At 73.8% G+C, this 13,287-nt stretch carries 12 protein-coding genes; 7 read left to right on the top strand and 5 right to left on the bottom strand.

The genetic code is table 11. The annotated features are described in order from the left end of the window. Positions 1-125: 125 nt before the first annotated feature. Positions 126-893 (top strand): ArsR/SmtB family transcription factor, encoded by a 768-nt coding sequence (locus ACZ4O3_RS11305; protein WP_467722181.1) that lies wholly within the window; start codon positions 126-128, stop codon positions 891-893. Positions 894-967: 74 nt separating this feature from the next. Here the strand turns inward: ACZ4O3_RS11305 and ACZ4O3_RS11300 are convergent, their stop codons facing one another. Together ACZ4O3_RS11300 and ACZ4O3_RS11295 are read right to left on the bottom strand one after the other, a co-directional pair. Further along, positions 968-1,408, bottom strand: a complete 441-nt coding sequence (locus tag ACZ4O3_RS11300) for an SPW repeat protein (protein ID WP_351324199.1) — start codon at positions 1,406-1,408, stop codon at positions 968-970. Between the two features lie 181 nt (positions 1,409-1,589). Further along, positions 1,590-2,180, bottom strand: a complete 591-nt coding sequence (locus tag ACZ4O3_RS11295; RefSeq protein WP_467721981.1) for a sigma-70 family RNA polymerase sigma factor — start codon at positions 2,178-2,180, stop codon at positions 1,590-1,592. A 161-nt stretch (positions 2,181-2,341) separates the two neighbouring features. Between ACZ4O3_RS11295 and ACZ4O3_RS11290 the strand changes: the two genes are divergently transcribed. Together ACZ4O3_RS11290 and ACZ4O3_RS11285 are read left to right on the top strand one after the other, a co-directional pair. Beyond that, positions 2,342-3,376, top strand: coding sequence for a MerR family transcriptional regulator (locus ACZ4O3_RS11290; RefSeq protein ID WP_467721980.1), 1,035 nt, complete (start codon positions 2,342-2,344; stop codon positions 3,374-3,376). A 148-nt stretch (positions 3,377-3,524) separates the two neighbouring features. Further along, the gene (locus ACZ4O3_RS11285; protein WP_467721979.1) at positions 3,525-4,772 is read left to right on the top strand and encodes an NAD(P)/FAD-dependent oxidoreductase; all 1,248 of its coding nucleotides are present in this window, start codon (positions 3,525-3,527) and stop codon (positions 4,770-4,772) included. A 422-nt stretch (positions 4,773-5,194) separates the two neighbouring features. Here the strand turns inward: ACZ4O3_RS11285 and ACZ4O3_RS11280 are convergent, their stop codons facing one another. The 3 genes from ACZ4O3_RS11280 to ACZ4O3_RS11270 form a co-directional block, all read right to left on the bottom strand. After that, positions 5,195-6,700: a cryptochrome/photolyase family protein gene (locus ACZ4O3_RS11280; RefSeq protein WP_467721978.1), complete on the bottom strand. Its 1,506-nt coding sequence runs from the start codon at positions 6,698-6,700 to the stop codon at positions 5,195-5,197. A 13-nt stretch (positions 6,701-6,713) separates the two neighbouring features. Continuing rightward, entirely contained in the window at positions 6,714-8,087 is a 1,374-nt protein-coding gene (locus ACZ4O3_RS11275) for a cryptochrome/photolyase family protein (protein WP_467721977.1), read from the bottom strand. Between the two features lie 75 nt (positions 8,088-8,162). Beyond that, entirely contained in the window at positions 8,163-9,692 is a 1,530-nt protein-coding gene (locus tag ACZ4O3_RS11270; RefSeq protein ID WP_467721976.1) for an SDR family oxidoreductase, read from the bottom strand. A 229-nt stretch (positions 9,693-9,921) separates the two neighbouring features. On the opposite strand from ACZ4O3_RS11270, the gene ACZ4O3_RS11265 reads away from it, so the two are divergent. The 4 genes from ACZ4O3_RS11265 (at position 9,922) to ACZ4O3_RS11250 (ending at position 13,285) form a co-directional block, all read left to right on the top strand. Beyond that, positions 9,922-10,089: a hypothetical protein gene (locus ACZ4O3_RS11265; protein WP_362727429.1), complete on the top strand. Its 168-nt coding sequence runs from the start codon at positions 9,922-9,924 to the stop codon at positions 10,087-10,089. A 490-nt stretch (positions 10,090-10,579) separates the two neighbouring features. Next, positions 10,580-10,942, top strand: a complete 363-nt coding sequence (locus ACZ4O3_RS11260; RefSeq protein WP_385002838.1) for a bifunctional 3-phenylpropionate/cinnamic acid dioxygenase ferredoxin subunit — start codon at positions 10,580-10,582, stop codon at positions 10,940-10,942. Further along, positions 10,939-12,099 carry an NAD(P)/FAD-dependent oxidoreductase gene (locus ACZ4O3_RS11255; RefSeq protein WP_467721975.1) on the top strand — a complete coding sequence of 387 codons (1,161 nt, stop codon included), beginning with the start codon at positions 10,939-10,941 and terminating at the stop codon, positions 12,097-12,099. The genes ACZ4O3_RS11260 and ACZ4O3_RS11255 overlap by 4 nt, the downstream gene beginning before the upstream one ends. Before the next feature lie 52 nt (positions 12,100-12,151). Continuing rightward, complete coding sequence (locus ACZ4O3_RS11250; protein ID WP_467721974.1) at positions 12,152-13,285, top strand: aromatic ring-hydroxylating oxygenase subunit alpha; 1,134 nt, start codon at positions 12,152-12,154, stop codon at positions 13,283-13,285. Positions 13,286-13,287: the final 2 nt, after the last annotated feature.

Below are 13,287 nucleotides of genomic sequence, written 5' to 3'. Positions count from 1 at the left end.
GCACGGGCGACTCCCGTCGGGTGAGGCCTTTTTCGTGCCGGACACCGCGCGTGCTCCTCGCGCGGCTTGACATGCAGGCAATTGCCTGCATAACGTTGAGTGTGCGATCAGGGGACGACAGCGGGATGGACCAGGTCTTCAAGGCGCTGGCCGACGACACGCGCAGACGGTTGCTGGACCGGCTGCACGAGCAGAACGGCCAGACGCTGGGGGAGCTGTGCGAGCGCATCGCGATGACCCGGCAGTCGGTGACCCAGCATCTGGCCGTCCTGGAGGCCGCGAACCTGATCAGCACGGTGCGGCGGGGGCGGGAGAAGCTGCACTACCTCAACCCCGTGCCGCTCCAGGAGATCCAGGAGCGGTGGATCGACAAGTTCGAGCGCCCGCGGCTGCGTGCGCTCGGCGACCTGAAGCGACGAGCCGAGGAAACCATGAGCGACAAACCCAGCTATGTCTATGTCACCTACATCGCCAGCACCCCCGAGAGGGTCTGGGACGCCCTCACGGACGCCGACCTGACCGCCGTCTACTGGGGGCACTCCAACGTCTCCGACTGGCGGCCCGGCTCCCGCTGGGAACACGTGCGCACCGACGGCTCGGGCGTCGCCGACGTGGTGGGTACGGTCGTCGAGAGCGACCGCCCGAGCCGGCTGGTCACCAGCTGGGCCGCGCCGGAGCACGAGGGGGACCCGGACCGGCACTCCCGGGTCACCTTCGACATCCGGCCGCACGCCGACATCGTCCGGCTCACCGTCACCCACGAGGACCTGGACGGCGAGGACGAGCTGCGCGCCATCTCGGCGGGCTGGCCGGCCGTGCTGTCCAACCTGAAGTCCCTCATCGAGACGGGCAGTCCGCTTCCGCAGGAGCCCTGGCTGGTACCCGGCCGGTGAACGACGCGGCGGGGCCGGTCCGCCGTCACCGGACCGGTCCCGCGTCCTCCCTTCTGAGGGGGAGCTCTGTGTGGCTACGGCACGGGCGTCCGCTTGGCCGCCGAGGCGGCACACACCAGCCCGAGGCAGAGTGCCAGCGCGCCGATGATCACGTTGTTGATGATGACGCCCGTGTCCGGGCTGCGGCCGACCACCCAGGGCGCGATGATCATCCAGATGCCCAGGGCGCACATGGCCCAGCTGAGGCCGTACATGCGCTCCGGAGCCCGGGTGAACCCGAGTGCCAGGAGGCCTATCGCTATGCCCATGATCAGGTTGTGGGTCATCAGTGCCGGCTGGCTCGCCGTGTAGTGGAGGATCCACGGGGACGCCGCGCAGTACAGACCGAGCAGGAACACCGGTCCGTCCACGAGGGCCACATCACGACCGCCGAGCATGCGGTCGTAACGCTCCCGCATCTCGCCTACATCGGGGTGGCTCGATATGTCGCTTCTGCCGTGCGAGACGTTGGCCATGAGTCGTCTCCTTTGACTGTGCAGCCTGACCGCGTCTGGTGCGTGCGTTGTACGCCGCTATAGGACATTCTGCCCTTATTTTCCTTTTATGTGTAGAGCGGGATGCAGGTCGGGGTGTGGGGTGCGGGGTGCATCGCTTCTGCATCGAAGAGAAATGCGAAAGGCGGCCCGGGTGAGCGAGTCAGCCGAACGCCTCCGGCTGGAGAGTGCCGCGCAGCCGGTGCAGGCCGCGGCGGGCGTGACTCTTGACCGTGCCCAGCGGCCAGCCGGTGCGCTCCGCGATCTGGGTGTGGGTGAGGTCCTCGTAGAAGGCCAGCCGGAGCACCCGCTGCTGAGGGGCGGGCAGTTTGGCCAGCTCGTGCAGGACGACGAACCGGTCAAGGGCCGCGTCGGGCTGCCGGGCCGCGGGATCGGCGAGGGCGAGCGACGAACCGGCCGACGCGATCACCGCGAGCCGACGCGTCCGGGCGGCCAGCGCGTCGGCGATCTTCCGCCTGGTGATCCCCGTGATCCAGCCGCCGAACGTGCCGCGCTCCGGGCGGAAACCCCGCCGTCCCCGCCACACCCCGAGGAACACCAGCTGGGTCACGTCCTCCGCCTCCCTGGCGTCGCCAAGGGACCGCCAGGCCAGCGTGTGCACCAGCGCCGACCAGCGGTGATAGGCCGCCGCCAGACAGTCCTCGTCGCCCGCCACCAGGCCGCGCGCGAGCTCCTCGTCGGTGAGCGACTCCGCCGTCGGCTCCGTCGCCGCGGCACTGCCCTGCGGACTCATGTCGGCGGCTCCTCGTTTCGCAGGGCGGCCCTCGGAGGGGCCGGCGGCCCGGACGGGCGGACCCGGAACGGCCGCCGGTACGAGCCCTGGCACCGTTCATCGTCCGAGCACCGGAACCTGGTCATCAACTCGCATCGTTTCTGCGTCGTATAGTCGCTGCCATGAGTCAGTCATCCGCCTGGGGGAACGCCTCGCACGGCGAGACGCAGGACCCGCCGGGAAGAGCCGCGAGGGCGGCGGACATGCCCCTGACGACCGGTGCACTGGCCCGCCGGCTGGGGGTGTCGCCCACCACCCTCCGTTCCTGGGACCGCCGTTACGGCATCGGGCCCGCCATCCGCGCCGACGGACGGCACCGCCGCTGGAGCCCGCGGGACGTGGCCGTGCTGGAGGCGATGTGCCGGCTCACCTCGTCGGGGGTGCCGCCGGCCGAGGCCGCCCGAGCCGCCAGGGAGACGGCCGAGGCGCCGCCGGGGACGGCCGCGACGGTGCCACCGCCGGTCCGCGGCCCCTCGCACGCGGCCGGGGCGCTGCCCCTCGTCGACGCACGCCAGGAGTGCCGGGGGCTGGCCCGGGCGGCCGTACGGCTGGACGCCCCGGCCGTCGAGGAACTGCTGACCACCGCCGTGGAGCAGTACGGCATCGCCGTCGCCTGGCAGGAGGTGATGGTGCCGACCCTGCACGCCGTGGGACGCAAGTGGGTCTCGTCCGGGGACCGTTACGTCGAGGTCGAGCACCTGCTGTCCTGGTACGTCTCCACCGCCCTGCGCCGGCGCACCCCGCCGCCCGACCGGCAGGGCGCCGGACCCGTCGTCCTCGCCTGCGTGCCCGGCGAGCAGCACACCCTGCCGATCGAGGCGCTCAATGCCGGGCTGGCCGAACTGGGCCTGCCCACCCGCATGTTCGGCGCCGCCGTGCCCGCCGAGGCGCTCGTGGCCGCGGTGCGGCGGCTCGGCCCGTCGGCCGTGGTGCTGTGGGCCCAGGCGCGCTCCACGGCCAGCCTGCCGCTGGCCCGGCACGTCGCCGACACCCAGTGGGGTGTGAAGGGCGCGCGCCGCCGTCCCCTGGTGATGCTGGGCGGGCCCGGCTGGTCCGGTCCCTCGGCGCGCGGGATGCTCCGGCCGCCGAGCCTGCAGCACGCCCTCGACATCCTCGGTGCCGCGTACCGGGAGGGGGCCGCCGGCGAACCGTCCTGACGGTCGCCCCTCGGCAGGTCCGGTGGGCCCTTCGCTGCATCCGGGGTACCCGCAGGACGGGAAGTCGTTCACACACGCGTGCGTCACCGCGCGCGGCCGACGCCGGCCGGGATCCCGCCCGCCGGTCCGAGCAGCCGAGGGGCCCGTCATGTCCGTGTCCGCCCGTATCCCCGACGTTCTCGTGATCGGCGCGGGCGTCGCCGGACTGGCCTGCGCCCGGGACCTGCTGGGTGCCGGGCTCGACGTCCGGGTGCTCGAAGCGTCCGACGCGGTCGGCGGCCGGATGCGCTCCGACCGGGTCGACGGCTTCGTCGTCGACCGCGGCTTCCAGGTCTTCAACACCTCGTACCCCCAGGTCCGCCGCCGGCTTTCGCTGCGTGCCCTCAGGCTCCGGCCGTTCACCCCCGGCTTCCTCGTCCACACCGGGGAGGGTGGGCCGGTGCGCCTCGGCGACCCCACCCGGCGGCCCCGTACCCTCCCCGGCCTGGTCACGGGGCGGGTCGCCGGAGCCCGCGACCTCGTGGCCCTCGTGCTGCTGTCGGCCCGGGACATGCTCGCCCCGGTGCGGCTGGTGAAGCGGCCCGAGGACCGCACCACCCGCACCGAGCTGGCCGCGGCCGGATTCTCCGACGACTTCGTCGAACGGTTCCTCCGGCCGTTCCTCTCCGGTGTCTTCCTGGAGGACGGCCTGGAGACGTCCAGCCGGTTCTTCCACCTCGTGTGGCGCAGCATGCTGCGCGGCACCCTGTGCCTGCCGGCCGACGGGATCGGCGCGGTGCCCGACACGCTCGCCGCCGACCTGCCCGGCGGAGCGGTCCGGCTGGGCACACCGGTGACCGCCCTCACCGACGACGGCGCCGTCACGGCCGACGGCACCGAGGTGCCCGCGCGCGCCGTGGTGGTGGCCACCGGCGCGGGCCCGGCCGCCGGCCTGCTCCCCGGCCTGGACGTCCCCGCCGGCCGCACGGTGACGACGTACTACCACGCCGCCGAGCGCTCGCCCCTGGGCGAGCCCACCCTGCTCGTCGACGAGCACCGCCGCTTCCTCAACACCTGCGTCCTGAGCGACGTGGTCCCCGGCCACGCACCGGCCGGCACCGCGCTCGTCGCCACCTCGGTCCTCGGCGCGGCCGCCGGCGGCCGGGAGCCGTCGCTGCGCGCGGCCCTGTCCGAGGCCTACGGCACCGACACCGCCGGCTGGGACCTCCTCACCACCCGCACGGTCCCGGACGCGCTGCCCGCGATGCCGCCTCCGTGGCCGCTGAGCCGCACCAGCCGGGTGACCCGGGGCCGCCACGTGTGCGGGGACCACCGCGCCACCGGCTCGGTCCAGGGCGCCCTCGCCTCCGGGGCCCGCGCCGCCCGCGAGGTGCTGGAGGACCTGCACCGCGGCTAGAGGGCGTGTTGCGAAAGTCGCGTCTGCGGTGCGACGCCGTGCACGCACGCTCGCCGCACCGGGCGAAGGCCCGAGTACATCCCGTACGAGGACTTCCGCCCGGCACGACGGGAGCACGCGCCTGACGCCGCACGGCCCGCCCTTCGGGCGAACGACGGGACTTTCGCGACACGCCCCAGCGCCTGTCCCGCGGATCACGCCGTGGACGCGGGGTCTGCCACGTCCTTCCCCGGAGGGGGCCATGACGGCGCTGTCGTCGGTCGTCGACGTCCCCCGGCCCTGGGCCGGGAGGTGCCCCCGTCGCGTCGCCGCCGTCCTCCGCCTCGTGGTGGGACGCACCGGACCCCGCTCACCGGCGCTGACGAGGCGCCGGTGCCCGCCCGCGACCCGATCCGCCGGACGGGCCCTGGCGCTCCGCCGGGTCAGGGCGGACCCGTGCCGCGCCGCTTGTCCTGGCGGAGGACCTCGCCGAGGTCGGTGAGACGGTCCAGGCCGCCCAGCGCCCGGGCCATGCGGGGGTTGTCCGACAGGCGGGCCCGGTGGCGGTGCAGGAAGGACCAGTAGCCGGCCGTGAACGGGCAGGCCCGGTCGCCGACCCGGTCGGCGGGGCGGTAGGCGCACGAACCGCACAGGTCGCTCATCCGGTGCACGTACGCGCCGCCCGAGGTGTACGGCTTGGTCGTCATGCGCCCGCCGTCCGCGTACTGGGACATGCCGACCACGTTCGGCAGCATCACCCAGTCGTAGCCGTCGACGAAGCAGCGATGGAACCAGTCGGTCACCGCGGCCGGGTCCCAGCCCCGCTGCAGGGCATGGCTGCCGAGCAGCATCAGACGGGGGACGTGATGGGTCCAGCCGGTGTCGCGGACCTGTGCCAGGGTCGTCGCCAGGCAGCGCGCGGTGACCGCGTCGGCGTCCAGTTCCAGGAACCACTCCGGCAGCGGCGCGTGATGCCCCAGCGCGTTGCGGCGGCGGTAGTCCTCGCCGAAGTACCAGTACAGCTGCCACACGTACTCGCGCCAGCCGGCGATCTGCCGCACGAACCCCTCGGCGCTGTTGACCGGTGCCGCCCCCGACCGCCAGGCCGACTCGGCGCCCGCCACGCACTCCAGTGGGTCCAGGAGCCCGAGGTTGAGCGAGGAGGACAGCAGGCTGTGGTTCATGACGGGGTCCGCGGCGAGCACGGCGTCCTCGTAGGGGCCGAAACCGGCCAGGCGCCGTTCGACGAACCGGCGCAGCGCGGCGAGCGCCTCCCGGCGGGAGGCCGGGAAGAGGCGCGGACCGTCCCGTCCCACGAACCGGATGCCCTCCTCGCGCTCCCAGCGGTCCAGATCGCGGCGGACCTCCTCGTCCACCTCGTCCTCGCGCGGCCGGTACGGTGCCGGGGCGCCGAGGGTCCGCGCGCCCTTCGGCGGCGGCTCACGGTTGTCGTGGTCGTGGTTCCAGTGGCCGCCGGCCGGGACGTCGCCGTCCATGAGGATGCCGTGGCCGCGCCGCACCCGGCGGTAGAAGTCCTCCTGGCGCAGCCGCTGCCCGTCGAGCCCGTCCGCCCAGGCGCGGAACTCCTCGTGCGGGACCAGGAATCCGCGCGCGGGCAGCACCGTGACGCCGGGCAGCGCCGACACCAGTCGCAGAGCCGCCCGGGACGTGGGGTGATGGACCGTCACAGAGCCGCCGCCGAGGGCCTGGTGGAGTCCCTCACGGTAGGTCTCGGCCCGTACGTACCTCACCCGGTCGCCGAGTTCGGCCGCGCGGTGCCGCATCGCGGACAGCACGAGATGGGCCTTGGCCCGGTGGAAGCGCCGGCGCCGGAAGACCGACCTGGCCTCGACCATCACGACCGGTGCGCCGCGGTCGGGTCCGCCGTCGCCGGCGGCCAGGAAGTGCGGGCCGAGCTGGTCGCCGAACAGCCAGTGCGGGGTGGCCATGCGCGGGGCTCCTTCAGTCGCGGGCGCGGGCCTGCTTGAAGCGGGCGAGGCCCTCGGACAGCTCGATCACCGGATCCGGGTAGTCGCCGATCCCGGCCCGGTCCAGTCCTCGCAGCTTCCACGGCTCGTGCACCGACGGGCCGTCGACCGAGGCGAGTTCGGGGACCCAACGGCGGACGTACGCCCCGTCGGGGTCGTACCGCTTGGCCTGGGTCACGGGGTTGAGGACGCGATTGGGGCGGGTGTCGGTGCCGGTGCCCGCCATCCACTGCCAGTTGAGCTGGTTGTTGGCGACGTCGCCGTCGACCAGGAGGTCCAGGAAGTGGCGGGCGCCCACACGCCAGTCGACGTACAGCGTCTTGGCGAGGAAGCTCGCGGCCAGCAGCCGGCCCCGGTTGTGCATCCAGCCCTCGTGGCGCAGCTGGCGCATCGCCGCGTCGATCACCGGGTATCCGGTGCGCCCCTCCTTCCAGGCCTCGATGTCCTGGCGCGCGGCGTACTCGGAGCGCCAGCGGTCGCGTTTGGTGCGGTAGTCGGCGGTGGCCGCCGCGGGCCGGGCGGCGAGCACCTGGCGGTGGAAGTCCCGCCAGGCCAGCTGCCGTACGAAGGCCTCCGGTCCGGGCCCCTCCACCGTGCGCGCCCGCTGGACCAGCTCGATCGGGGAGAGCGTCCCGAAGTGCAGATGGGGCGAGAAACGGGAGGTGGCGTCACCCGCCAGGTCGTCGTGCCGGTCCTCGTACCCGTCGATCCCGCCACCCAGCCAGGCACTCATGCGCGTGCGCGCCTCCGACTCCCCGCCGGCCGCCAGACCCTCGGACACCCCGGAGAGGTCCGCGCGGGAGGGCACTGCCTCGGAGCCGACCCCGTCCGGCACCCGCACCACGCGCGGCGCGGCCAGCACATCGCGCAGCCGTACGCCGGACCACTGGCGGAAGTACGGGGTGAAGACGGCGAAGTGGTCCGAGGAGGCCGGGGTGAGGTCGCCGGGCGTCACGGCGGTGGTCACGGTGTCGTGCACGTGCAGTCGTCGCCCCTCCGCCTCCAACGCCCGGCGCAGCCGCTGTTCCCGCTGGTGGGCGTAGGCGCTGACGTCGCCGGCCAGATGGACCTCGTCGGCGTCGGTCTCGGCGGCCACCTTGCAGACCTCGTCGACGACGTCGCCGGAGCGCACCACCAGCCGGCCGCCCCGCTTGCGCAGACCGCCGTCGAGGTCCCGCAGACAGTCGGCGAGGAACGCCAGCCGGTTGGGCACCGCGAACCCGGCGTCCATGACGCCCTGGTCGCGTACGAACAGCGGAACCACCTCGCGGGCCTCGTTGGCGGCCCGCAGCGGCGGATGGTCGTGCAGGCGCAGGTCGGCGGTGAACAGGACGACCGAGACGTTCATGAGACTTCTCCGGGATCGAATGGCAGGCGGCCGGTGAGGTACTTCCGGCCCAGGCGGCCCTGCGGATGCGGCCGGTCACCCGCCGGCCGTTGATGTGCTCGCGGGGGCGGCCGGGGCGCGGGCCGCGGCGAGCGCGATGTTGCGGGCCATGCCGCCGAACACGACCGCGTGGAAGGGGGAGACACTCCACCAGTAGGCGTGGCCGAGGAGTCCGTGCGGATGGAACAGGGCCCGCTGGCGGTACCGGGTACGGCCCCCGGGGTCCGTGTCGGCGCACATCTCCAGCCAGGCGAGACCCGGGAGCCGCATCTCGGCGCGCAGCCGCAGCAGACGGCCGGGCTCGATCTCCTCCACCCGCCAGAAGTCCAGCGAGTCGCCCACCCGCAGCCGTGTCGCGTCCCGCCGCCCGCGGCGCAGCCCCACCCCGCCCACCAGCCGGTCCAGACGGCCCCGTACCGCCCAGGCCAGCGGGCAGGAGTACCAGCCGTTGTCGCCGCCGATGCCCTCGATCACCCGCCACAGGGCCTCCCGTGAGGCGTTCACGGTCAGTTCCCGCCGGTCCGTGTACAGGCTGCCGCCCGCCCAGTCGGGGTCGGTGGGCAGCGGGTCGCTGGGCGCGCCGGGCACCGCCGCCGACGACCAGCGGGTGGTCACCTGCGCGTCCTGGATGCGTTGCAGGGCCAGCCGTACCGCCTCGTCGAACCCGAACGGATGCCCGGGCGGGTCGGGCACGTACCGCGCGATGTCGTGCTCGTGGCAGACGACCTCATGGCGCAGTGACTCGGTCAGCGGCCGGGCGATCGACGCGGGGACGGGGGTGACCAGCCCGACCCAGTGACTGGACAGGCCGGGGGTGAGCACCGGCACCGGGAGGATGACCCGGCGGGGCAGCCCGGCGACCGCCGCGTACCGCAGCATCATGTCCCGGTAGGTCAGCACGTCCGGTCCGCCGATGTCGAAGGCGCGGCTGACGCCGGCCGGCATCCGGGCGCTGCCGACGAGGTACCGCAGCACGTCCCGGACCGCCACCGGCTGGATGCGGGTACGCACCCAGCTGGGGGTGATCATGACCGGCAGACGTTCGGTCAGATAGCGCAGCATCTCGAAGGAGACCGAGCCCGAACCGATGACGACCGCGGCACGCAGCACGGTCGTGGGCACCCCGGAGTCCAGCAGGATCCGCCCCACCTCGGCGCGCGAGCGCAGATGCGGCGAGAGTTCGGACTCCGGCACGCCCGACGGGGTCAGACCGCCGAGGTAGACGACACGCCGTACCCTCGCGGCCCGGGCCGCCTCGCCGAAGATCCGCGCCGCCCTGCGGTCGGTCGCCTCGAAGTCGCCGCCGCTGCCCAGCGCGTGCACCAGGTAGTAGGCGACGTCCACGCCCCGCATGGCCTCGGCGACGTCGGCGGCGTCCGTGACATCGCCCCGCACCACCTCCGCCTGCCCGGCCCAGGGATGGTCGCGCAGCTTTCCGGGGGAGCGCGCCAGACAGCGCACCCGATGGCCCTCGGCGAGCAGCTCCGGCACCAGCCTGCCGCCGATGTATCCGGTCGCCCCGGTGACCAGGCAACGCAGACCGGGGGCCTGGTCGTCAGCGTTCATCAGCTCTGCGTCCTCCGCGTCGGCCCCCCTGGAGATCACTTCCCTGTGTGCCGCCGTTCCGGATGCGGCAGATTCCATGATCTGCCCGCCGGGGACCGCGGTCGACCGGGAGCGGCGGATGGCGGCACCGGGCCGCTCCTGGGCATGTCCGCGTCCATCGCGGGCAGACGAACCGCAGGACAGGAGCCGTAGCCGGCCGGAGGCAAGGACGCTGGAGGTGTCTGCCGCGATGAGCGCGAAGGTGTTGGAACGTTTCCCTGCCGGAGCTCCGCGGGGCTCGTGGCCGGCGGAGGAGTACGCGGCGGAGTGCCGTGCCGCGGGTGAGCCCGCGACGGTCGTGATGGACCTGCGGACGGACGCCTTCCTCGTCGTCGTCCCCGGCTCTGACGACGACTGACCTCCTCAGCGGCCGGCCGGCGGGCGACTCGCCCGCCGGCCGGCCGGGGTGCCGCCTGCCGAGCCGGCAGGTGCCGGGCCTCGGCCTCCGCACCGGCAACTCCCTTGAGAGCGACGCCGGGTGCCGTACCCGCCACGCCCGTGACCCCGTGCCCCGGGCCATCCACCCGACGAGGCCGTGAACGCGTCCGGGCGGTCGCTCCACGATGCCGTCCCGCGCCCGGCGGCGCTCGGGCGAGGAGCCCGGGGCGTATCGGCCGCGGTCCTCCGCCGTACCGCCGCCGACCCCCTCGAAGAGATCCCCTTTCCCCCTGTTCACCCCTGATTCCCGGGGCACTTCGGCATGCCCGGGGGCCGCAGCGGCGGCTCGTGCGAACCGGCGCGGCGACCCGTGCGAACCGGCGGATGAACGCCTTGACAACGCTTCGGAGCCGCCCTCAGACTGACGTTGCGCTCATCGCACTCCGTTTCGCTATACGCACCGAGGTGTCATGATGATTCCCGCGTGCCGCCTCGCGGATCTGCCGCGAGGCGAGGCCTGTCGGCTCGATATCGACCCACCCGTCTCGGTGTTCCACACCGAGGACGGCGAGCTCTTCGCCATCGACGACACGTGCACCCACCAGGACGCCTCGCTCGCCGACGGCTGGCTGGAGGGCCGCGGAGTCGAATGCCCCCTGCACGCCTCGACGTTCGACCTGCGCACCGGCGCCGTGGACGCACCCCCGGCCAAGCGCCCGGTCCGTACCCACACGGTCGTCGTCGAGGACGGCACGGTCTACGTCCGGCTGTCCGCGGACGCCCCCGCCCTGCCGCCGTGCGTCACCGCACGGCTGGCCGGGGGCGCCGCGTGAGGACCGTCGCCGTGGTGGGCGCCTCGCTGGCCGGACTGTCGGCCGCGCGCGCACTGCGGCAACGGGGGTACGACGGCCGTCTGGTCGTCATCGGTGACGAGCCCCATCGCCCCTACGACAGGCCGCCGTTGTCCAAGGAGTTCCTGGCCGGCGCCCTCGGCGAGGCGGACCTGGCGCTGGAGCGGGACGACGAGGAACTCGGCGCGGAGTGGCTGCTCGGGGTCCGCGCCACCGGGCTCGACCGCACCGGACGGGCGATCCGGCTCGCCGACGGCCGCGAGGTCCGCGCCGACGGCGTGGTCGTCGCGACCGGTGCCGCCGCCCGTACCCTGCCCGGCACCGGGGGCCTGGCCGGGGTCCATGTGCTGCGCACCCTCGACGACGCCCGCGCCCTGCGGGAGGACCTCGCCCGGGGCGGTCGGCTGGTGGTGATCGGCGGCGGGTTCGTCGGCGCCGAGGTGGCGGCCACGGCGTACGCCCTCGGGCTCGACGTGACCGTGGTCGAGGCCGCGCCGGCCCCGCTGGCCGGACCGCTCGGCCCGGCCATGGGCGCCGTCGTCGCCGCCCTCCACACCGACCACGGGGTGCGGCTGCTGTGCGGGGCCGGGGTCAAGGGGCTGAGCGGCGAGCGCCGGGTGACGGCGGTTCTCCTGGAGGACGGCCGCAGTGTGCCCGCCGACACCGTCGTCGTCGGGGTGGGGGCGCGCCCCTGCGTCGAGTGGCTGGAGGGCTCCGGTGTCGCGCTCGACAACGGCGTCAAGTGCGAGGCCGACGGGCGCAGCAGTGTGGCCGCGGTGGTCGCCGTGGGCGACTGCGCCAACTGGTACGACCCGCGCACCGGCGGGCATCGCCGGGTCGAGCACTGGACCGGCGCCCTGGAGCGGCCGGCCGTGGCCGTCGCCGCACTCCTCGCGCACGGGGCGGGGGAACCGGGCGTCCCGAGGCCCCCGTACTTCTGGTCCGACCAGTACGGCGTGCGGATCCAGTTCGTCGGGCACGCGGCCGGCGCCGACGAGGTGACGGTCGAGGAGGGCTCGACCGGCGACCGCAGCTTCCTCGCCGTCTACCGGCGGGCGGGCCGGCCGGTCGCCGTGCTCGCGATGGACCAGCCGCGGCTGTTCACCCGCCTGCGCAAGCAGTTCGGCACCGCGTCCTGACCGGCCGCCCGCGCCGTCCCATCGATCCACGACGTTCTCCGAGGAGTGCACCGTGACCTCGACCAGCCTGCCGGACAGCCTGATCGCCACCCTCCCCGGTGCCGCGTACACGGATCCCGGGATCTTCGCCCAGGAGCAGGAGCGCATCTTCGAGGCGATGTGGTTCTGCGTCGCCCGTGCGGCGGACCTGCCGAAGCCCGGCGCGTTCCGCACGGTGGACGTGGGCCGCGAGAGCATCCTCGTCACCCGGGCCCGGGACGGCTCGGTACGCGCCTACTTCAACGTCTGCCGGCACCGCGGAGCCAGGCTGTGCACCGAGGAGGCCGGTGAGGTCAGGCGCGCCTTCCAGTGCCCGTACCACGCCTGGACCTACGACCTCGACGGCAGACTGGCCGCGGCCCCCAACCTCACCAGGATGCCCGACGTCGGCCGCGCCGAGTACGGCCTGGTGGGCGTGGCCGTGCGGGAGTGGCTGGGCTATGTGTGGGTCTGCCTCGCGCAGGACCCGCCGTCCTTCGAGGAGGACGTGGCGGGGGCCGTCGTCGAGCGGCTGGGCGACATCGCGGCGATCGAGCACTACGACATCGGGCACCTCACGGTGGGCCGGCGGATCGTCTACGACGTGCGGGCGAACTGGAAGCTGATCGTCGAGAACTTCATGGAGTGCTACCACTGCGCCACCATCCACCCCGAACTGACCGAGGTGCTGCCCGAGTTCGCCGACGGGTACGCGGCGCAGTACTACGTGGGCCACGGCGCCGAGTTCGGCACCGGCATCCAGGGCTTCACCGTCGACGGTTCCGAGGGGCTCGACCGGATCCCCTCGGTCGCCGCGGACCAGGACCGGCGGTACTACGCGATCACCGTGAAACCGCAGGTGTTCATCAACCTCGTACCCGACCACGTGATCTTCCACCGGATGTACCCGGTGGCCGTGGACCGGACGGTCGTCGAGTGCGACTGGCTCTACCTTCCGCAGGTGGTGGCGAGCGGCAAGGACGTCAGCCGGTCCGTGGAGCTCTTCGACCGGGTCAACCGCCAGGACTTCGACGCCTGCGAGCGCACCCAGCCCGGGATGAGCTCACGGCTGTACGCCGGGGGCGGTGTGCTGGTGCCCAGCGAACACCACATCGGCGCCTTCCACGACTGGGTCCACCAGCGGCTCGGCGCCCGGCAGCCGGAGTGAGG

The sequence above is a fragment of the Streptomyces sp. NPDC026515 genome, from assembly GCF_055567595.1.
Note: the sequence above shows the minus strand (reverse complement) of the source record. Positions and strands in the feature narration are given on the sequence as shown.